Origin of the sequence: Natribaculum luteum, from assembly GCF_023008545.1 — an archaeon.
Lineage (GTDB): Archaea > Halobacteriota > Halobacteria > Halobacteriales > Natrialbaceae > Natribaculum > Natribaculum luteum.
On sequence record NZ_CP095397.1, the window covers coordinates 3,465,855 to 3,484,518 of the forward strand.

At 65.0% G+C, this 18,664-nt stretch carries 20 protein-coding genes; 11 read left to right on the forward strand and 9 right to left on the reverse strand.

The genetic code is table 11. The features are described from left to right. Nucleotides 1–5: 5 nt before the first annotated feature. Nucleotides 6–428 carry a 1,2-phenylacetyl-CoA epoxidase subunit PaaD gene (paaD, locus tag MU558_RS17875; protein ID WP_246970305.1) on the forward strand — a complete coding sequence of 141 codons (423 nt, stop codon included), beginning with the start codon at nucleotides 6–8 and terminating at the stop codon, nucleotides 426–428. A gap of 2 nt (nucleotides 429–430) precedes the next feature. Next, nucleotides 431–595: a 1,2-phenylacetyl-CoA epoxidase subunit PaaE gene (paaE, locus tag MU558_RS17880; protein ID WP_246970307.1), complete on the forward strand. Its 165-nt coding sequence runs from the start codon at nucleotides 431–433 to the stop codon at nucleotides 593–595. Between the two features lie 91 nt (nucleotides 596–686). Here paaE and npdG read toward each other — a convergent pair whose 3' ends face one another. Beyond that, on the reverse strand, nucleotides 687–1,352 hold the full coding sequence (npdG, locus tag MU558_RS17885) for an NADPH-dependent F420 reductase (RefSeq protein WP_246970310.1): 666 nt from the start codon (nucleotides 1,350–1,352) through the stop codon (nucleotides 687–689). A 220-nt stretch (nucleotides 1,353–1,572) separates the two neighbouring features. Here npdG and paaK point away from each other — a divergent pair, with 220 nt between their 5' ends. Then, nucleotides 1,573–2,856 (forward strand): phenylacetate--CoA ligase PaaK, encoded by a 1,284-nt coding sequence (gene paaK, locus MU558_RS17890; RefSeq protein WP_246970313.1) that lies wholly within the window; start codon nucleotides 1,573–1,575, stop codon nucleotides 2,854–2,856. A gap of 42 nt (nucleotides 2,857–2,898) precedes the next feature. Here the strand turns inward: paaK and MU558_RS17895 are convergent, their stop codons facing one another. Then, entirely contained in the window at nucleotides 2,899–4,350 is a 1,452-nt protein-coding gene (locus MU558_RS17895) for an aldehyde dehydrogenase family protein (RefSeq protein ID WP_246970316.1), read from the reverse strand. Nucleotides 4,351–4,503: 153 nt separating this feature from the next. Here MU558_RS17895 and MU558_RS17900 point away from each other — a divergent pair, with 153 nt between their 5' ends. Continuing rightward, nucleotides 4,504–4,890, forward strand: a complete 387-nt coding sequence (locus MU558_RS17900; RefSeq protein ID WP_246970319.1) for a PaaI family thioesterase — start codon at nucleotides 4,504–4,506, stop codon at nucleotides 4,888–4,890. A gap of 36 nt (nucleotides 4,891–4,926) precedes the next feature. Here the strand turns inward: MU558_RS17900 and MU558_RS17905 are convergent, their stop codons facing one another. Then, nucleotides 4,927–5,934: an LLM class flavin-dependent oxidoreductase gene (locus MU558_RS17905; protein ID WP_246970322.1), complete on the reverse strand. Its 1,008-nt coding sequence runs from the start codon at nucleotides 5,932–5,934 to the stop codon at nucleotides 4,927–4,929. A gap of 116 nt (nucleotides 5,935–6,050) precedes the next feature. Here MU558_RS17905 and MU558_RS17910 point away from each other — a divergent pair, with 116 nt between their 5' ends. Continuing rightward, on the forward strand, nucleotides 6,051–6,464 hold the full coding sequence (locus MU558_RS17910; protein WP_246970324.1) for an acyl-CoA thioesterase: 414 nt from the start codon (nucleotides 6,051–6,053) through the stop codon (nucleotides 6,462–6,464). Between the two features lie 99 nt (nucleotides 6,465–6,563). On the opposite strand, the gene MU558_RS17915 is transcribed toward MU558_RS17910, so the two are convergent. The 4 genes from MU558_RS17915 to MU558_RS17930 form a co-directional block, all read right to left on the reverse strand. After that, complete coding sequence (locus MU558_RS17915; RefSeq protein WP_246970326.1) at nucleotides 6,564–7,838, reverse strand: M24 family metallopeptidase; 1,275 nt, start codon at nucleotides 7,836–7,838, stop codon at nucleotides 6,564–6,566. Between the two features lie 112 nt (nucleotides 7,839–7,950). After that, the gene (locus MU558_RS17920; RefSeq protein WP_246970328.1) at nucleotides 7,951–8,913 is read right to left on the reverse strand and encodes an NAD-dependent epimerase/dehydratase family protein; all 963 of its coding nucleotides are present in this window, start codon (nucleotides 8,911–8,913) and stop codon (nucleotides 7,951–7,953) included. A gap of 35 nt (nucleotides 8,914–8,948) precedes the next feature. Further along, entirely contained in the window at nucleotides 8,949–10,646 is a 1,698-nt protein-coding gene (locus tag MU558_RS17925; protein ID WP_246970330.1) for a thiamine pyrophosphate-binding protein, read from the reverse strand. Next, on the reverse strand, nucleotides 10,643–10,963 hold the full coding sequence (locus tag MU558_RS17930; protein ID WP_246970333.1) for an EthD family reductase: 321 nt from the start codon (nucleotides 10,961–10,963) through the stop codon (nucleotides 10,643–10,645). The genes MU558_RS17925 and MU558_RS17930 overlap by 4 nt, the downstream gene beginning before the upstream one ends. A gap of 118 nt (nucleotides 10,964–11,081) precedes the next feature. Here MU558_RS17930 and MU558_RS17935 point away from each other — a divergent pair, with 118 nt between their 5' ends. Next, entirely contained in the window at nucleotides 11,082–11,549 is a 468-nt protein-coding gene (locus MU558_RS17935; protein ID WP_246970336.1) for a VOC family protein, read from the forward strand. Nucleotides 11,550–11,610: 61 nt separating this feature from the next. Next, nucleotides 11,611–12,372 (forward strand): IclR family transcriptional regulator, encoded by a 762-nt coding sequence (locus MU558_RS17940; protein WP_246970339.1) that lies wholly within the window; start codon nucleotides 11,611–11,613, stop codon nucleotides 12,370–12,372. A 281-nt stretch (nucleotides 12,373–12,653) separates the two neighbouring features. On the opposite strand, the gene MU558_RS17945 is transcribed toward MU558_RS17940, so the two are convergent. After that, entirely contained in the window at nucleotides 12,654–14,636 is a 1,983-nt protein-coding gene (locus MU558_RS17945) for an archaea-specific SMC-related protein (RefSeq protein WP_377071361.1), read from the reverse strand. 67 nt (nucleotides 14,637–14,703) lie between these two features. Between MU558_RS17945 and rdfA the strand changes: the two genes are divergently transcribed. The 4 genes from rdfA to MU558_RS17965 all read left to right on the forward strand — a co-directional run bounded on the left by rdfA (nucleotide 14,704) and on the right by MU558_RS17965 (nucleotide 17,663). After that, nucleotides 14,704–15,357, forward strand: coding sequence for a rod-determining factor RdfA (rdfA, locus tag MU558_RS17950; RefSeq protein WP_246970350.1), 654 nt, complete (start codon nucleotides 14,704–14,706; stop codon nucleotides 15,355–15,357). Nucleotides 15,358–15,550: 193 nt separating this feature from the next. Continuing rightward, nucleotides 15,551–15,940 (forward strand): universal stress protein, encoded by a 390-nt coding sequence (locus MU558_RS17955; RefSeq protein WP_246970352.1) that lies wholly within the window; start codon nucleotides 15,551–15,553, stop codon nucleotides 15,938–15,940. A gap of 11 nt (nucleotides 15,941–15,951) precedes the next feature. Next, nucleotides 15,952–16,851 (forward strand): amidohydrolase family protein, encoded by a 900-nt coding sequence (locus MU558_RS17960; RefSeq protein ID WP_246970354.1) that lies wholly within the window; start codon nucleotides 15,952–15,954, stop codon nucleotides 16,849–16,851. A gap of 89 nt (nucleotides 16,852–16,940) precedes the next feature. Beyond that, nucleotides 16,941–17,663, forward strand: coding sequence for a class I SAM-dependent methyltransferase (locus MU558_RS17965; RefSeq protein WP_246970356.1), 723 nt, complete (start codon nucleotides 16,941–16,943; stop codon nucleotides 17,661–17,663). A gap of 531 nt (nucleotides 17,664–18,194) precedes the next feature. Here the strand turns inward: MU558_RS17965 and MU558_RS17970 are convergent. After that, nucleotides 18,195–18,659 carry a MaoC family dehydratase gene (locus MU558_RS17970; RefSeq protein ID WP_246970358.1) on the reverse strand — a complete coding sequence of 155 codons (465 nt, stop codon included), beginning with the start codon at nucleotides 18,657–18,659 and terminating at the stop codon, nucleotides 18,195–18,197. Nucleotides 18,660–18,664: the final 5 nt, after the last annotated feature.

Here is an 18,664-nt window from a genome sequence, read left to right on the forward strand (position 1 = left end):
CCATCATGAGCAGCGAGACTCCAGACACCGACCCCGACGCGACGCCGTGTGCGTACACCGACTACCGCGAAGGCGAAGCCGTCGAGGAACTCCCCGCAACCGGCGAGGACGCGACGGGCCTCGAAGCCGACGTATGGGAGGTCCTCTACGAGATCGAAGATCCCGAGATGCCGGTCAGCATCGTCGACCTCGGCCTGATCTACGGCGTCGCCGTCTCCGACGACGGCGTCGCACACGTCGACATGACGCTCACCTACTCCGGCTGTCCCGCACGGGACATGCTCGAGGGCCAGGTCGAGGAGGCCGTCGCCGACGTCGACGGCGTCGAGGAGGTCGACCTCCAGCTCGTCTGGAGTCCCGGCTGGTCGATCGAGATGGTGACCGAACAGGGCAAAGACGACCTCCGCGAGTTCGGACTCAGTATCTAACCATGCGAGAAGATCCATCCGTTGCCACGAGCGGCGAGACGGCGGGCGCCGAGTGTCCCTACTGCGGATCGACCAACACCGTTCGCGAACACCCGAAGGGACCGTCGCTCTGCCGGTCGATGCACTACTGTAACGCCTGCGACCAGCCGTTCGAGAAGTTCGAATAGGCCGACCGAATCCGTTCCCCCGATTTTTGCCCGCTCGATCAGCGTTCGCTCTGTCGACTCGAGTGCTCGTCCTGAACCCCACGCGCGCGCGTTATTGAAACGAGACGCCCAGGTCGTGCAGTCCGTCGTTTTCCACCGCCAGGTTGATCAAAAGTGGCGTCATCGCCTCGACCTCGGCGCTGTTGGCCAGCGCGCCGCCGTCGAGCGCACGGAGGCCGTCGATCTCCTCGACGAGCGCCGTCACCGTCGCCTTCGCGTCGGCGTCGTCCCCGGTGACGATCACGTCGAACCCGAGGTCGTGCTCGAGGTCCGCCAGCGCGCCGGCCGCGAGGTTCTGGAAGGCACCGACGACCGGAACGGCGTCGGGTGCGGCCTCCGCCGCGACCTCCGCGACGCTTCCGTGTGGCGGGCGGTTGTAGTGGAACCCCTCGTCGTCTCTCGAGATGCCGACCGCGGGGCTGACGAGGACGGCGTCGTCGTCTACCCTGCCTGCGACGGATTCGACGGTGTCCGAGACGTGGTACGGTGGGACGCAGACGGCGACTACGTCCGCGTCGACCGCCGCGTCGTCGTTTTCCGCACTCGAGAGCTCTGCGGTGAGATCGTCGCCGAGTCGGTCGGCGTACTCCTCGACCGCCGACGCCGCCTTCTCGGCCGTTCGCGAGCCGACGACGACCTCGTGGGTCGTATCGCGAGCCAGTCGCAGGGCCAGTCCTTCGCCGATGTCACCGGTTCCGCCGAGTAACGCGATTCGCATACGGAGTCTCGTTCGAACGCCCCCGTGAAAGCAGTTCCCGTCCCGGCGAGATACACTGCGGCTGACGCGTCCGGGTGGCGAAACGTCCATCCGGGACCCGCTCGACGACTTCCACACGACCGGCCGGTGACCATCCAACGCGTCTCGCTATCCATGTAGGGCCGTGAGACAAGATATCAAGAGCTTTGGCGCTTGCCATCATGGCATTCGGTGAAGAACCATGACAGAGGACATCGAGCGAGCGTCACGTGCCGAACTCCGCGAGCTGCAGTCCAAGCGGCTCCAACGGACGGTCCGACACGCCTACGAGAACGTCCCGCGGTACCGGGAGAAACTCGAGGAGGCGAGCGTCTCGCCCGAGGACGTCGAGACGATCGACGACGTTCGCGAACTCCCGTTCACGACGAAAGCGGATTTCCGCGCCGAGTACCCCGACGGCCTGTTCGCCGTCGACGACGAGGAGATCCGGCGCATCCACGCCTCCTCGGGGACGACGGGCAAGCCCAAGATCGTCGCCTACACTGCAGACGACCTCGAGGTGTGGAACGAGGTGATGGCCCGCTCGATGCGAGCGGCGGGGATCGACTCGAACGACACCGTCCAGAACGCCTACGGCTACGGGCTGTTCACCGGCGGGTTGGGCTTTCACGGCGGAGCCGAGGCACTCGGCGCGAACGTCGTCCCCACGAGTAGCGGGAACACGCAGCGACAGATCGAACTCGCACGCGACCTGGGGAGCGACGCAATCGGCTGTACGCCGTCGTATGCGCTCTACCTCGCCGAGACGGCCGAGGAGATGGGCGTCGACCCCCGAGAGTTGCCGATCTCGACGGTCCTCTACGGCGCAGAGACCTGCACGGAGCCGATGCGCGAGGAGATCGAAACGCGCCTCGACGCCACGGGAATCGAAAACTACGGCCTCTCGGAACTGATCGGCCCCGGCGTCGCCGTCGAGTGCCACGAGGCCCAGGACGGCCTGCACATCTGGGAAGACCACTTCTATCCCGAGGTGATCGACCCCGAGACGGGCGAGCCACTCCCCGAGGGCGAGGAGGGCGAACTCGTGCTCACGTCGCTTTCGAAGGAGGCGCTTCCCGTCCTCCGCTATCGGACCGGCGACATGACGACGCTGACCTACGAGGAGTGTGCGTGTGGCCGGACGATGGCCCGAATGGACGGCGTCACCGGCCGCGCCGACGACCTGCTGATCGTCCGCGGGGTCAACCTCTACCCGAGCCAGATCGAGGACGTCGTCCTCGAGTTCGACGCCGTCGAACCCCAGTACCGCATCGACCTCCACCGCGAGGGGAACCTCGATCGACTGGACCTCACCGTCGAACTCGCCGAGGAGTTCGACGGCGACCGCGATGAACTGCGCGAGGACGTACTCGTCCGACTCGAGAGTGCGCTGTCGTTTACGCCCGACGAACTCGAGTTCGTCGAGTACGGCAGCATCGAGCGGACGGAAGTTGGAAAAGTAAAACGCGTCTACGACCACCGCTGAGGCCCTGCGGACGCGAGTCGGCTCTCTGTCCTCGCCGGACGACTACTCGAAGTTGATGTTGACGTTCTTCGCCTGGGTGTACTCGCGAATCGCCTCGTAGCCCTGTTCGCGGCCCTCGCCGCTCTCTTTGACGCCGCCGAAGGGCGTCTGTGGGAAGGTTACGGGGTACTCGTTGACGCTGACCATGCCATACTCGAGGTCGCGGGCGAAACGGTGGGCGCGCGAGAGGTCGTTGGTCCAGACGCCGGCGAGCAGGCCGTACGGCGAGTCGTTGGCGACCTCGAGGGCCTCCGCCTCGCTTTCGACCTCGATGACCGACAGCACGGGCCCGAAGATCTCCTCACGGGCGATCGTCATATCGTTCGTGACGTCGGTGAAGACGGTCGGCTCGAGGAAGTAGCCCTCGGGTTTGTCCTCGGGGATCTCGCCCCCGGTTTCGATGGTCGCGCCCTCTTCGACGCCCTGCTCGATGTACTCTAAGACCTCCTCGCGGTGGGACTCGCTGACCAGCGGCCCCATGCGGGCGTCGTCGTCGATGCCGTCGCCGAGTGGCGTCGCCTCCGCGCCGGCGACGATCTGTTCGACGACCTCGTCGTGGACGTCCTCGTGGACGACCAGTCGCGAACCGGCCCAGCACATCTGGCCGGCGTTCATGAAGATGCCGTAGTGGACGCCCTGGGCTGCGGCCTCGAGGTCGGCGTCGGGGAAGATCACGTTCGGCCCCTTGCCGCCCAGTTCGAGGGTGACGCCGGTGACGTTCTCGGCGGCCTGGCCCATGACGCGCTTGCCGATCTCGGTGCTGCCGGTGAACGCGACGTGGTCGACGGCCGGGTTCTCAGCGAGTGCGTTTCCGGCGACGCTACCGCGACCCGGCACGACGTTGAGCACGCCCTCGGGGAGCCCGACTTCCTCGGCGGCTTTCGCGTAGTACAGCGCCGACAGCGGCGTCTGACTCGAGGGCTTGACCACGGCGCTGTTCCCGCAAGCCAGCGCGGGCGCGAGGCTACGTCCGGCGAGCTGGAACGGGTAGTTCCACGGCACGATGTGGCCCGTCACCCCGACGGGTTCGCGGATGGTGAAATCGAGGCGGTCCCCGGGGACGGGGATCTGGCTCCCCTCGAGTTTGTCCGCCCAGCCGGCGTAGTACCGGAAGGTGTCGATCACCATCTGTACCTCCAGTCCGGCCTCGAACAGCGTCTTGCCGTTATCGCGCGATTCGACGAGCGCGATGTCGTCTTTCCACTCCTCGATCTGGTCTGCGAGTGCGTGCATGTACGCCGCGCGGTCGGCGGGGTCGAGCGTCCGCCACTCGCTTCCCCGCTCGACTGCGGTTGCGGCCGCGTCGACCGCTGCGTCCACGTCACTCGCGCTCGCTGCCGCGACCGTCGCGTACGTCGTCTCGTTCGACGGGTCGAGCGTCTCGAGGCGCTCGTCGGTATCGCCATCGGTCCACTCGCCGCCGACGTAGAGGCTCGTCGGTCCTTCGTAGCTCATGCGTTCGAATAGCGGGTTCACGTTACCTTATGCGTTTACATCTCGGCACGTGACTGCGTCTACGTAACCACAATGGGGTATGTTCACGTCGACCGACGGTTCGAATCGAACGCTCTCGTCTAGTTTTATGTTCGTCGCGCGTGAGCATGGCGTATGGACGTCGAAGCGTTCTTCGAAGGGATGCCCTTCGCATCCATGCTGGGTATCGACGTGACCGAGTGTGCGGACGGCCACGCCGAGGGCCACCTCGAGATGACCGAAGACCTCTCGTGGAACGACGAGCAGTTGATGGCCCACGGCGGGGTCACGTTCACGCTCGCGGACACCGTCGGCGGCGCGGCGCTGGTCTCGCTGGTCGATCAACCGGTGCCGACGATCGACATGCGGATCGACTACCTCTCGGCGGGGACGGGCGACCTCTACGCCGAGGCCGACGTGGTCCGGTGTGGGAGCGACGTCGGTACCGTCGACGTCGAGGTGTACGCCGCAGACGATGAGACGCTTATCGCGGACGCTCGAGGCGTCTACAAGACGGGATAACGGTAAAACGGCTGTTTTCGAGCAGGGATCGAGGCGTTACCGAAGCTCGGGAGCCACTTCCTCGCCGAGACGGTGGACGCACTCGACCATCTCCTCGGTGCCGACGCCGGGGTGATACGTCCGGAAGATGAAGTGAATGTCGTCGCCAAGCGCCTCACGGTACTCCTCGAGTTCCGCGACGACCTGCTCTGGCGTGCCGAAGATCGCCTGCTCTTTGAGTTCCTGCTTGCGTTCGTCGTCGAGTTCGTCTACGGACTCGCCCGAGAAGATTTCGGCGTAGCGACGCTGGATGTAGAGGTAGCCGTCTTTCATCGTCTCCCAGGCCTCCTCGCGGGAGTCGCCGACCCAGCCGTGCTGGAGGACGTAGATCGTGAAGTCGCCGTCGAGGCCCTCCTCCTCGCGGACCGACCGGATGTCTTCGACGCGCTTTCGCACGCCCTCGATCGAGAGCGCGGAGGGCGCACACCATCCCTCTGCGGTCCGGGCCGCACGCCGCACGGCGGGCTTTGCCGCGCCGCCGAGCATGATCGGGACCTCCCCGTTCGTGGGCTTCGGCGTGATCGAGACGTCCGTCGGCACGTCGTGGAACTCCGAGTCGTACTCGAGGTCGCCCTCGCTCCAGGCCCCGCGCAGGAAGGGCACGAGGTCGCCGAGGCGTTCGGCCCGCTGCTCGCGTGGGACGCCGAAGACGTCGAACTCCTTCGGGTTCGAGCCGATGGCCAGCCCGAGCGTGAGTCGGCCGTCGGAGAGCAGGTCGACTGTGGCGGCGTCCTCGGCGAGCCGGATCGGTTCGTACAGCGGCCCGAGTGCGATACAGGTGCCGATCTCGATCTCGTCGGTTTCGGCGGCCATCGCCCCGAGCGAGGGCATCGTTCCCGAGAGGTAGCCGTCCTCGGCGAAGTGGTGTTCGGAGACCCACGCGCTGTCTAATCCCGCGTCTTCGATCTCGCGGGTCAGCGTCAGCATCTCGTCGTAGAGGTCGCTCGTCTCGCGGTCGTCGTCCGGCCGCCACTGGGCGGTGAACAGACCAGTCCCGAGTTGCATACACCACTCAATTCGGGGGAAACGTCTTAATCGTTGGCGAAGGGGCGAAACGTCGGCCGGCAGATGGTTCGCCGAACGTCAAGACAAAGCCACTCGGATCGAAAGCTCGACACGCCATGACGAAATTTACGTACGAGACGGAGATTGCGGTCAGATTTCGTGACCTCGACCCGATGAATCAGGTACACAATGCGACCATCCTGGTGTACGTCGAAGAAGCCAGACGGCGGTACTTCCGGCACGTCCTCGGCGTTCGCCTCGAGGAGACCGAGGGCGCGCTCGTCCACCAGGAGATCGACTACGCCGCACCGATCACCCTCGAGGACTCCGTGACGGTCGCCTATCGGTTCACGCGAATCGGCGACTCGAGTCTGACCTCGGACTTCGAGGTGCGAACCGACGACGAGATTGCCGCGGAGGGCGAGGTCGTCCACGTGATGCTCGACGAAGCGGGGACGCCTCGAGCGGTGCCCGACGCGTGGCGCGAGCGCATCGTCGCGTCCGAGGACGATCGAGTCGAACTCGAGTGAGCAGACCGGACGAGTTTCATAACGATAGCTGTGAGTCGTTACCGCCGCAACCGCGACCCGTCTTGCGGTTGCGTCGGCAACCAGTCACAGCAATCATTATCAGTAGTCGATGACCGTGATCTCCTCGACGGGCCACTGACTCAGGATCTCGACGCCGTTCTCGCGGACGACGACCATCTCCTCGACGCGGACGCCCTGGCGGCCCGCTGGTTCCTGGGTCTCGACGGCCATAGTCATCCCCTCCTCGATCTCGATGGGGTGGTCGGGCGAGAGGCCGCGCCAGATCAGCGGCACCTCGTAGAGCTGCAGCCCGAGGCCGTGGGCCCAGTGGTTGGTCGTCATCTGCCAGTGCTCGTCGGCGTCGTAGAAGTCGGCGTGCTCGCCCTCCATGTCGGGAAAGCCCATCGCGATCTCGTCGGTCGTCGCGCCGGGTTCGATGCGCTCTAACACGTCGTAGAGGTTGTCGCGGGCGGTCTCGTAGGCGTCCTTCTGTTCCTGGGTGGGCTCGCCCATGCTGAACGTGCGGTAGTAACAGGAGCGGTAGCCGAGGTAGCCGATATTGTACATGTCGGCGTAGACGAGGTCGCCGGGTCGGATCATCCGGTCGGTGGTGTTCGCCTGGTGTTTCGGCCACGTGTTCGGCCCGGAAGTGAGGTAGCCACCGCCGACGAACGCCCCGTGACGCCAGAGTTCGCTCACGGCCTCGCCCCAGACTTCGGTCTCGCGCATCCCCGGTTTCGCCTCCTCGGTGATCCGCTGGAAGCCGGCCTCACAGATCGCGGCGACCATGCGCAGACACTCGATCTCGTCGTCGGTCTTGACCTTGCGGGCGTCCTCCATGATCGCGTTGCAGGTCTCGACGTCGGTCTCGAGGCCCTGATCCTCGAGTGCCGACAGTAGCCCCCGGTTTCCGACGTCGACGCCGAGTGTCTCGTCGGCGACGCCGTACTCGGTCATCGCCTCGGCGACGCCCTCGGCCATCGTCTCGAGCAAGAACTGGCGAGCGGAGTTTCGGCCCGAGGCCCGCGGGACGTTGCCCAGCCCGGGACAGGCGTAACGGATGTCCTGGAGCCACGGGCAGTTCGCGCGCTGGTTGCTCGCGTGATCGGCGGTGTCCCAGTGGACGATGTCGCCTTCCTCGGTGAGCAGGGTGTAGTGATCCGCACCGCTGCCGCCGGTCATCGCCAGTCCAGTGACGTAGCGGATGTTCGGATCGGAGAGCAAGAGGATCGCGCCCAGATCGGTCTCCTGCAGTCTCGACAGGGCCTTCTCTTTTCGCTCCTCACGCAGCCGCTGGGTGTTGATCCGCTCTTCCCAGTCGACGGCCTGTGTGCCAAGCGTTCCCTCCATAAAGCTCCGCTCGTGGAATGTCATGTACGGCCGTACCAAACGGGGCAGGGGTGATAAATCGTACCGCTTTCCGTCTCGATGGCAGACGACGGCGGCGGGTCGTCGGTCGACGGTCGCGACCGCTCGAGACGCGGTGCTAGACTGGCTCGAGGCCTTCCTCCTCGCGGAGGACGTTGATGTACTTGCGGAAGCCGGACTCGAGGTCGTACTGGACCTCGTAGCCGAGGTCTGCCTCGGCCTTCGTCATGTCCAGGTTCTGCGTCCAGGGGAGTTCACCCTCGTCGGAGACGTCGATCTCGGCGTCGGGCATGACGGCTTCGACAGCCTCGGCGGCCTCGCGAACGGTCGCGAGGACGCCGCGGACGTTGTAGACGCGCTGGGTGAGGTCTTCCTCGGGCGTGAACGCGGCCTTGCGGAACGCCTGGGCGATGTCTTCGACGTGTTGCCAGTCGACGTACTGGTCGCCGTACTCGACGCTGTAGGATTCGCCGAGAGCGGGCTTCTCGATGATGTTCGCGAGGAACGCCGAACCGCCGGTCTCGCGGTAGGGGCCGTAGGCCACCGTCGGGCGCAGGGCGACGTGGTCGAGCCCGTAGTCTTCGTGGTAGACCCGCGCTTGGTGTTCGTTGTACTCTTTGGTCGCACCGTAGAGGGTGTCGGGGTAGACGAGTTCGTCCTCGTCGACCCACTCGGCGTCGTAGTTCTCCGGCGGCGCGTACGCGGCGGCCGAGGAGGCCCACGCGACGCGTTCGACCTGGTCGTCGAGGGTGCGGGCGGCCTCGAAGACGTTATTCGTCCCCATGATATTGACTTCGGCCGCAGCGCGGGGGGCGTTCCGCGCCGTCGTCGTCAGCAGTGCCGCGAGGTGGATGATGTGCGTCGTGCCCGTTTCCTTGACCGCACGGATCACGTCCGTCGGGTCGGAGACGTCGCCGCGTCGCACCTCGACCTCGTCGGCGACGCCGAGTTTCTCTAAGATCTCGGTGTCCGTCGAGAGGTCGTAGGCGACGACGTCGTGGCCGTGTTCGATCAGATCCTGTACCACGTAGGAACCGATGAAGCCGGTTCCACCCGTTACCAGTACCGTGTTGTTGCTCATGTTGTATCGTATTACTTTCCGCTGATCCTTTGTAACTATTCGTGGAGGCCGCCGACCGACTCGTAGAACGAGGACGCGAGCGTGTCGGCCATGTCCTCCTGGCGGTCGATACGAACGTCGATCACGTGGGGGACGTCGGCGGCTTTGCCCTCCTCGAGGGCGTCGGCGAGGGCGTCCGGTTCGGTGACGCGCCGCCCGATCGCGCCGAACGCCTCGGCGGCTTTGACGAAGTCCGTGTCGTGGAATTCGACGCCCGCGATGTCGTCTTCTCCGTGTTGCATCTGGCGGACCATCCCGAGGCTGGTGTCGTTTAAGACGACGAACGTCGGCGCGACGCCGTACTCGACGGCCGTCTCGACGCTCGTCATCGTCATCGTGAAGCCGCCGTCGCCGGCGACCGCCACGACGTCTTTGCCCGTCGTCAGCGCAGCCGACACCGCAGCCGGGTTCGCCCACCCCATCCCGCCGACGCCGCCGCTGCCGAAGTAGGTGCGAACGGCCGGCGTCTGGAGGTAGTAGAGCAGCCAGAAGCGGTTGTTGCCGGAGTCGGCGGTGACGATCGTGTCCTCGTCGACAACTCGCTGAATTTCCTTGGCCGCGCGCTGTGGCTTGATCGGACTCGAGCCGTCCTCGCATTCGGGCGCGTCGAACCACCCCCGGGCCGATTCGGCCCGCTCGAGCGCCCAGTCGTTCGACGCCTCCCCCGTGTCGGCGAGGGCGGCGAGGCTCTCCTTCGCGTCGCCGATCAGCCCGACGTCGGCGGGGTAGACCCAGCCGGCGTTGCGCGTGTCCACGTCGGCGTGGACGATCGTCTGCTCGTCGGGGCGGATGAACTCGGGGGCCTGCCAGTTGGTGTCCATCGGGTTCAGGCGACAGCCGACGACGAGCACGGTGTCGGCCTCGCTCACCGCCTGGTTCGCCCCCTCGTGGCCGAACGAGCCGATGACGCCGGCGGCGCGGTCGTCCGTCTCGGGGTAGGTCGACTTGCCCAGGTAGGAGGTGGTGACGACGCAGTCGTAGGCGTCGGCGACCGCCGCCAGTTCGTCGTAGGCCTGGGCGGCGTGGACGCCGTTGCCCGCGACGATCACCGGCCTATCTGCGGCCTCGAGCGCCTCGACGGCCGCGGCGACGTCGCTCGCGGTCGGTGCGGCGTCCCACGTCCGCGTCTGCTCGCGTGCGTCCCACGCGGATGGAGTCGGATCGTCGGGGACGTCGGCGGTGATGGCGTCGCCGTCGAGGATGACCGCCGTCGGCCCCGGTCGGCCCGCGACGGCGTGTTTGAACGCCAGTTGCACCGAGCGAAGCGTCTCGGTCGGCGTCCGGGGGAACCACCACTCCTTGGTCACCCCATCGAGAACGTTCGGGAGGCTGAAGCCGCCGTAGTCGCCGCGAGCCTGCTGGTACGGCGCGAGCGTGGAGTACTCGCCGCGCTCGGACGCCTCGGTGAGCGCGACCATCGGCGACGAGGAGAGCCGCGCTTCCATCTGTCCGATCGTCCCCAGACTGCCGACCCACGGCCCCTGCCCGGCAAGCACCCCGGGAGCGCCTGTGAGTCGGCCGTGGACCTCGGCCATCACGCTCGCCTCACGCTCGTCGCGCGGACGAACGAGTTCGACCTCGGACTCGGGAATGTAATCGAGCAACTCGATGACCCTGCCACCCGGATAGCCGAAGACGTACTCGACGCCGAGTTCCTCGAGCGTCTCGACGAGTGCGGCTGCCGTTCCCGTCATTCGTCCTCGAGCTGGACGGTCTCGTCGACGACCATGCGCGGCCCCGCGCCGACCTCGACGAACTCGGCGGCGTCGGCCATGACCTCCTCGCCGACCTCGGAGGCGAACGCCTCGTTCAGCGCCTGCTCGCTCTCGAATGCGAGTTCGAGGACGCCGTCGTACTCGACGTCGTCGGGGTTCGTCGGGACGGACGTGCTGTATCGTCGAAGGCCGGGAAGTTCGCGTGCGATGGCGGCGTGGTCGCCCTCCCAGCGTTCGACGAACTCGTCGTGGCTGTACTCGTCTTTCCGGACGAGAAACTCTACCAGTTTTATCATGCACGTCTACCGTCGAAGGCCGGTGACTTTGATCTATCGGTGCGACGTGACCACTCGTCTCGAGAGACGTGTAACCGCGTTCCAAACGACTATGTACCAGGCCTGCAGTCACCAGCGTATGCCCGAACTACCAGCGATGCGGGTCGACCACGTTGGAATCGCCGTCGAATCGATTGCGGAGGCCGAAGCGCTGCTGTTCGCGCTCGGCTGCGAGAAGATCCACGAGGAACCGAGCGAGTACGGCGACTTTCGCTGGGCCACGTACGTCCTCGGAGGTGCCTCCCGTCTCGAGCTCGTCGCCCCCGAGGAGGGGTCGGAGTCGTTCCTGACCGACTACCTCGAGGAGAACGGCCCCGGTCTCCACCACGTCACCCTCGAGGTCGCCGACCTCGAGGCGGCGGTCGAGGCACTCGAGGATCGCGGCGTCTCGGTGGTCGACTACGCCGAGTTCGACCACTGGGGGGAGGCGTTCGTCTCGCCGGCCAATCCGACGGGTGCGCTGTTCCAGTTGATGGAGTACTACGACGGATACGCCGACGCGCGCGATGCCGGCTGTCGGCTGTTCGTCGACGGCCAGTCCCTGTAAGCGCCGGCCGCTGTTCGGCTCTCCAAAACAACTAAGCGGCTGTGATTCTCGTTCATTAGCTATGAACGACGACGTGCGGACGATAAACGCAGTCGAAACGGCGTTCGACATCGTCGAATACCTGAAGGAGGTCGACGGTGCTGGCGTCACCGAACTGGCGACGGAACTGGACCTGGCGAAAAGTACCGTCCACAGCCACCTCGCGACGCTATACTCGAACGGCTACGTGACCCGCGACGGGGACACGTTTCACGTCGCGCTCCGATTTTTCAACCTCGGGAATTACGCTCGCGAGCAAAGTTCGCTCTACCAGGTCGGTCGGAAGAAAGTCGACGAACTCGCCGAGGAGACGGGCGAGAAAGTCTACATCCTCGCGGAAGAGCACGGCCGCGGGATGCACCTGTACATCGCGACGGGGAAGCGGTCGGTACAGACCTACGCGCGAACCGGCCAACTCAGCTATCTCCACCAGCTCGCGGCCGGGAAGGCCATCCTCGCCCACCTCCCCGACGACCGGATCGACGAGATCATCGACCGGTACGGTCTCCCTGCCCAGACTGAGGACACGATCACCGACCCCGACGAACTCTGGACCGAACTCGAGGAGATTCGCGAACGGGGATTCGCCCAGAACCGCGAGGAGTCGATCCCCGGCCTCCACGCCGTCGGCGTTCCGATCACCGACGAGGACGGCGTCGCCGTCGGCGCGCTGAGCCTCTCGGCTCCGGCCAAACGGCTCCGCGGCGAGCGGTTCGACGAGGAGATGCCAAATCTCCTGCTCGGAGTCGCAAACGAAATCGAGATCAACATGACGTACGTCTAGCGAGATCCGCTATCGTTCGCCAGAGGGGAACGGTGGTCGTCCTCGTCGACGGGTGACTCGCGGCCTCTCCGATAGACAACGACGTACAGACGTGAACAGCCATCGTCATTGCTGTCACCATTCCACACGTCGATCACGGTTTCTTTACAGGCATATGTCCGTAAGAACGTGTGCCCGTTGCGTTCCCGAGAGACGAACGACCGGGTGGTGGTCGCGGTCGCGACTGGCGACCCGAAACAGCCGACAGTCGAGGTAGCGACGGCGGAGGAATCGCGAGCGAGTCAGATTTCGGTGACCGTCTCGTACTTTCCCTCGAGCGGTGCCGCGTCCTCGGTCAGCAGCGCGACGACCAGGTATTCGGCGTACTCGGCGACGTACTCGACGAGTCGGGCGATTCGGTCGGCGTCGATCGCCTCGAGCGAGTCCAGCAGAATGAACGGGACGTCCTCGTAGACCTCGTGGGCGAGGTAGCCGGCCAGCGCGAAGACGATGCCGGTCACTTCGCGTTCGCTCTCGCTCAAGTGCTCGATCGTGTCCTCGTACGCACGCCCCGAATCGGCCGTCCGAACGATGTGAAGATCGAACCGCCCGCCCTCGTATCGATCCGAGCCGAGTTCGGGGCCGTCGGTTCGCTCGATCCAGATCCGCTCGAGGTTGTCGTAATCGAGCAACTCGAGGATCGTCTCCATGTGCTCGTTGAAGTGGTCGACGGCTTCACGCTCGATTCGCTCGATCCGCGTTCGCTGTTCTTCCAGCGCCTCTCGGACCTCGTCGCGCTGTCGCTCGAGTCGGTCGCGGTCGTCTATGCGTGTCTCGATCCGATCGATCTCCGCCTCCACGTCCTCGCGTTCTCCCTCGAGATTGCGCAGTTCGATCTCGAGCGTGTTGACTTCCTTGTGGAGGTCGACGATCTCGCCGTACTCTTCGGACTCCAGTCGCTCGACGTCCGTCTCGAGCGTTTCGATCTCCGCCGTGAGATCCTCGCGGCGCTCCTCTAGGTCGTCGATACGCGCTTTGCGCCGTTCGATCTCGTCGTCGATCTCGTCGAGTCGGCGTGTGATCCGCTGGCGGCGATCCTGCCGGCTCTGCAGCTCCTTTTGCGTCGACGTGAGCTCGCGCAGGTCGCTCTGGATGGTCGATCGTTCGGAGACCTTCTCCTTTCGGAGGTCCCGGAGCCGATCGAGCGTATCCTCGATCTCCTCTCGTTTCACCTCGCTCCCGCACGTCCAGCAGATGACGGTCTGTTCGTCCTCGAGCAGCTGGTCGGTCACCGACTCGCTCTCGTCGTCGCGAAGGGCCGAGAGAACGTCGGCGCTCGCCCCGTCGAGCATGTCCTCGTTGAACCGGACGATGGTCTGTAAGTCGTTGATCTCCGAATCGAGCGCCTGCTTCTGCTCGCGCAGCGTCGTGATGCGTTCCTCGACTGTCTCGATCGTCTCGGTTTCGGTCTCCGAGAGCGACTCGAGTTCCGCCTCGAGTTCGTCCTGCTCGTCGATTACGTGCGAGAGCGTCTCTCGTTCGGTCTCCAGGTCGAACCGGGCGTCTTCGAGTTCCGACTGGGTCGACTGCAACGTCGCGAGCGCGTCTTCGAGTTCGGACTGACCGTCACGTCCCTCCGCGACGTTCTCGTCCGCCTCGTCGAGTTCCGTCCGTTTTGCCTCCAGTTCCTGCCGTTTCTCCTCGATGCTCTCGGTGAGCGTCGTTCGCTCCTCCTCGAGCGAGGGCAGTCGTCGCGATAATTCGTCGAGTTCCTCGAGTTCGGCGTCGATCGCTCGCTTCTCCGACTGCAGCCGTTCGATCTCCTCCTGTATCGCCGCTGTGTCGATCGGCCGCATGATGAGTTCGCGCAGGTCGTCGCCTCCTTCGACCGCCCGACGGGCTTCGTTGGTCTGGAGGTGAAACGCGAACAGATCCGCGACCTCCGGATCCTCGAGATACGGGTCGCCAGCCGTGGTGAGTCCGTCGCCCGTCCGTTCGAGGTATCTGGTGTACGTCTCGTCGCCGATCGTCAGTTCGATCTCGCCCTGCTCGGCGTCGCCTTTCAGCGAGACGTCGTCGCTTCCCAGCGCGCCCATTACCGATCGAAGAAACGACGTTCTGTTCGTCGCGTTCCTTCCCGAAAGGATCGTTATTCCCGGTGAGAACGAGACGGTCGTACTGTCGATACCGCCCACGTTCTCGACGGACACCTGTACATCCGACGTTCCTGTCACGTACGAGTTCACGTGTAGTGCTGTCGTAGCCAGCCATATTAAACTATACACTCCTTGTGACGGGAGAGGAGTACCGATTTCTCAAGGTTTTTCTACGGGCCCGACTCACGTGGTACTGATGAGCCACCATCGCGGGAACGACGGTCACGCCGACGAGGCGATGCCACGGTGTTCGTGCAAGGTCGGGCGGACGATCGAGTCGTACGACCTCCCGGGGATGAACGCGGACCTCGCCGCCCGGTGGACGGGGCGTGGCAGCGAGAAGTACAGCCTCCGTGAACTCGAGCGGTACTTCAACGAACGGGTGTTGCAGGCAGCGCTGGAAGCCGCCGGCGTCGATCCGCTCAATGGCGAGGTCGAGAACCTCTACGCACTCCTCACGAGCGACGACAGCGGCGAAATCGAGGCTCGCCGACGACTCGAACGTGAGGGTATCGACGTCGAACGCGTCACCAGCGACTTCGTCTCCCACCAGGCGATACACAGCCACCTCCGGGACTGCTGTGACGTCGAACTCGAGAAGGATACGGGCGATCCGCTCGAGAAAGGGAGAGATACGATCGCCAGTCTGCAAAATCGCCTCACTGCCGTCACCGAGAACACGTTGCAGCGACTCGCCCGTACCGGCGTGCTCTCTCTCGGCGACTTCTCCGTGTTCGTAAGTGTCCAGATCACCTGCGAAGAGTGTGGCCAGTACTATTCGATCACCGAGTTACTCGATCAGGGTGGCTGTAATTGTCAGGAGGATGTCGATGACGAGGTGGGCGAGTGACATGTGTTTCCGGGACTCACGACCTCGCATACGACTGCTTACAGCAGTAGCCGTGTAATCAGCCTCGAACAACTATCGTGATACTGGTAGTCCGTCGCTTTTCGACGACTCCGCACTCACTCGTGTCTGCTCGAGTCGTGTACTTCGCCGCTGCCGACACATCTATCTGTCATGCGGTCGTCCACTCGCGTGTATGTACACAGTTGTCGTGGGTATCGATACCGATGCCGATCGTGCTCGAGCGCTGGCAGAGGAACTCCTCGCTTTCCCCGGCGACGACGTCACCGCGGTCCTCGTCCACTCGTTCGACGAGAACCCGGAAGGTGCGTCGATCGCCCAGGTCGGCGCGGTCCGCCGTGCCCAGGAAATCCTCGAGGAGGCGGGTATCGAGGTGACACTCGAGGAGGGCAGCGGCGATCCGGCCTCGGTTATCCTCGAGGTCGCAGACGAACACGACGCGGACCTGATCGCGGTCGCCGGTCGGAAGCGATCGCCGGCCGGAAAGGCGGTCTTCGGAAGCGTCACCCAGGACGTCATTCTCGGTACCGATCGCTCGGTGCTCGTCGCGACTGCATCGGAGTGACGGGGGTGGCGATGCCGGCAGACGACCGATCGAACGAGGGGGACGACGACCGTCACGTCCGCTTTCGGCCAGCGATCGACGCACACACGCACCTGTTTCCCGAACGACTCACCGAGGCGATTCGACGCGCGCTCAGCGACGAAGCGGGCTGGTCGTTTTCCCACCCCACCGCTCGCCCGGAGATCGAGGACGTGCTGTCCGAGGCGGGCGTTTCGACCTACGTGGCCTTGCCGTACGTTCACGAGGCCAGTCTCGCGACCGAGTTGAACGAGTGGCTCTGTGCGCAGGCCGCACGGTCCGACCGACTCGTCCCGTTCGCCACGGTCCACCCCGACGACGAGGACGTCGGCGACGTCGTCCGACGGGCGTTCGAGGACGGCGCTCGAGGGCTGAAGTTCCACTGTCCGGTCCAGGAGTGTACGCCGGCCGATCCGCGTCTCGAACCCGCACTCGAGACCGCCGCCGCGTTCGACCGGCCGGTGACGTACCACGGGGGAACGGCCCCGATGTTCGAGGACAGCCCCTACGTCGGCGCGGACGTCTTCGAGGACGTGGTCGCCTCGTATCCCGACCTTCGGGTCTGCTGTGCCCACATGGGCACGTACGAGGTCGATCGCTTCCTCGAGTTCGCACGCGAGTACGACAACGTCTACCTCGATACGACGTTCGCGATGTCGACGTCCGCCGAGGAGACCATGGGGTTCGATCCGTCGACCATCCCCGACGAAACCTTCGTCGAACTCTCGGAGTCGATCATGTACGGCTCGGACTTTCCGAACGTTCCGTACCCGTATCGCAACGAGCGGGTCGGCCTGCTCGACCGCGACCTCCCAGCGGACGTCGCACGCGACGTCTTCTACCGGACTGCAGCCGACTACCTGGGTCTGGACTTCGGGTCGGCGCGCGCGTAGGTGCAAAGCGCCGGCGTCTTCCACCCTGGCGATTTCTCGTCCGTACAGTACTGCTTTGTACTCCCACCACGTGTCGACGATCACGAACGATGAAAGATGCGATCCGCCGAAACTTCGACGCGAGCGCCGTCACCTACCGGGAGTTCGAAGCCGAGACGGGCCAGTTCGAGACGCTGGCGGCGCGACTCGCGACGGTCGTCGACGACGCCCTCGCGGACGACCCCGTCCGCCTCCTCGACGCCGGTGCCGGAACCGGAGCGAGCACGCGTCGCCTCCGAACCGTCGGGGACGCGGTCGTCGCGCTCGACCTGAGCCGCGAGATGCTCCTCGAGAATCCGACCACCGATCGGGTGCAGGGCGACTTCGACGCGCTCCCGTTCGCGGTGGACGGCTTCGACGCGGTCGTCTTCACCGCGTCGCTATTTCTCACGCCCGATCCCGAACGCGCGGTCGCCGAAGCGAGTCGCGTGCTCCGATCCGGGGGCGTCGTCGCGGCCGTCGCACCGCTTGGCTGGTACGCGGCCGACGGCCGGGACGTCTTCGAGACACTCGCTCGAGACTCACGGTCGCCGAGCGACGCCACCGACATCGAAGCGGAACTGCAGGATCGGTTCGCCCTCGAGACGGGCACCTGGGAGAGCGAGATCAGCGCCGACCACCTCCGACAGTTTTACTCGATCCCCGCCGTCGCAGCGCGGCTGTACCCGACGCTGCCGCCGGACGAGCGCGTCCAGAAGGCGCGAACGCTCCTCGCTGACGTCGAGGGGCCACTCGAACAACGCTGGCGGTGGCTGCTCGGTCGCAACGAGTGACGGCACGGAGTCGGCCGACGTCGGCGAACGAGGACGCGACTCTCGAGTTCGTCGCACAACTCCCAGATCCACATACAACCCTAGTATCTGACTGATAATCTGGATTTGATATCTCGTCGAATCGACTTGCAACCGCCGGAGACTCGTCCGAGGTCTGCACTCGAGCAGCCGGGACAGCCGCTATCGAGCGCGCAGACTGCCAGTACGTTCGATCGAGACGGCTCGGCGGTACGTCGACTCGTGCTCGAACGGACGATTCGACGCACTCGACTTCGATGCGTCGTTTCCGTCTCGAATCGCCACCGAACGCGCGTCTCGCCGCCGAACGGGCAAGGAACCGGCTGGTTCGGACGGGTTCCGTCTCGAGCGTCGAGATCGCCGGTGCGAAATATAGAAGAAAGTATAACTCGAGAGATCCACCACCTACCTGCTATTACGAGAGTCGGGACCGTCGACCTGCGATCGCGAGCGGCCACCGAGCCGACGGCGTCGAGCGCGTCGGCGATGCTCTCGAGGCCGGACCACCGGGCGTTACGCCTTACTCGAGCGTTTCAGCGACAGCACGGTTCGATCGAACTCACAGACGAGCGGTTCGTCCGGGTCGTTCACTTTGAAGACCTCGACGTGCATCGTGACGATGCCGCGCTCGCCGTCGCTAGTCTCGCGTTTGTCCGTCACCGTCGACTGAACCCGGATCGTGTCACCGTGAAAGACCGGCTTCGGGTGCTCGACGTCGTCGTACGAGAGGTTGGCGACGATGGTGCCGTCCGTCGTCTCGGGGATGGAGATGCCGACCGCGAGCGACATCGTGTAGAGGCCGTTGACGAGGCGCTCGTCGAACTGCGTCTCGCCGGCGAACGCCGCGTCCAGGTGCAACGGCTGCTGGTTCATCGTCATGTCACAGAACCGCTGGTTGTCGCTCTCCGAGATCGTGCGGCGACGCTCGTGTTCGATCGTCTCGCCGACCTCGAACTCCTCGTAGTACAGCCCAGTCATGGGTT

Excerpts from the sequence above, each read along its gene's own strand:
- paaD (WP_246970305.1), top strand. The coding sequence starts at position 6 with ATGAGCAGCGAGACTCCAGACACCGACCCCGACGCGACGCCGTGTGCG.
- paaE (WP_246970307.1), top strand. The coding sequence starts at position 431 with ATGCGAGAAGATCCATCCGTTGCCACGAGCGGCGAGACGGCGGGCGCC.
- npdG (WP_246970310.1), bottom strand. The coding sequence starts at position 1,352 with ATGCGAATCGCGTTACTCGGCGGAACCGGTGACATCGGCGAAGGACTG.
- paaK (WP_246970313.1), top strand. The coding sequence starts at position 1,573 with ATGACAGAGGACATCGAGCGAGCGTCACGTGCCGAACTCCGCGAGCTG.
- MU558_RS17895 (WP_246970316.1), bottom strand. The coding sequence starts at position 4,350 with ATGAGCTACGAAGGACCGACGAGCCTCTACGTCGGCGGCGAGTGGACC.
- MU558_RS17900 (WP_246970319.1), top strand. The coding sequence starts at position 4,504 with ATGGACGTCGAAGCGTTCTTCGAAGGGATGCCCTTCGCATCCATGCTG.
- MU558_RS17905 (WP_246970322.1), bottom strand. The coding sequence starts at position 5,934 with ATGCAACTCGGGACTGGTCTGTTCACCGCCCAGTGGCGGCCGGACGAC.
- MU558_RS17910 (WP_246970324.1), top strand. The coding sequence starts at position 6,051 with ATGACGAAATTTACGTACGAGACGGAGATTGCGGTCAGATTTCGTGAC.
- MU558_RS17915 (WP_246970326.1), bottom strand. The coding sequence starts at position 7,838 with ATGACATTCCACGAGCGGAGCTTTATGGAGGGAACGCTTGGCACACAG.
- MU558_RS17920 (WP_246970328.1), bottom strand. The coding sequence starts at position 8,913 with ATGAGCAACAACACGGTACTGGTAACGGGTGGAACCGGCTTCATCGGT.
- MU558_RS17925 (WP_246970330.1), bottom strand. The coding sequence starts at position 10,646 with ATGACGGGAACGGCAGCCGCACTCGTCGAGACGCTCGAGGAACTCGGC.
- MU558_RS17930 (WP_246970333.1), bottom strand. The coding sequence starts at position 10,963 with ATGATAAAACTGGTAGAGTTTCTCGTCCGGAAAGACGAGTACAGCCAC.
- MU558_RS17935 (WP_246970336.1), top strand. The coding sequence starts at position 11,082 with ATGCCCGAACTACCAGCGATGCGGGTCGACCACGTTGGAATCGCCGTC.
- MU558_RS17940 (WP_246970339.1), top strand. The coding sequence starts at position 11,611 with ATGAACGACGACGTGCGGACGATAAACGCAGTCGAAACGGCGTTCGAC.
- rdfA (WP_246970350.1), top strand. The coding sequence starts at position 14,704 with ATGAGCCACCATCGCGGGAACGACGGTCACGCCGACGAGGCGATGCCA.
- MU558_RS17955 (WP_246970352.1), top strand. The coding sequence starts at position 15,551 with ATGTACACAGTTGTCGTGGGTATCGATACCGATGCCGATCGTGCTCGA.
- MU558_RS17960 (WP_246970354.1), top strand. The coding sequence starts at position 15,952 with ATGCCGGCAGACGACCGATCGAACGAGGGGGACGACGACCGTCACGTC.
- MU558_RS17965 (WP_246970356.1), top strand. The coding sequence starts at position 16,941 with ATGAAAGATGCGATCCGCCGAAACTTCGACGCGAGCGCCGTCACCTAC.
- MU558_RS17970 (WP_246970358.1), bottom strand. The coding sequence starts at position 18,659 with ATGACTGGGCTGTACTACGAGGAGTTCGAGGTCGGCGAGACGATCGAA.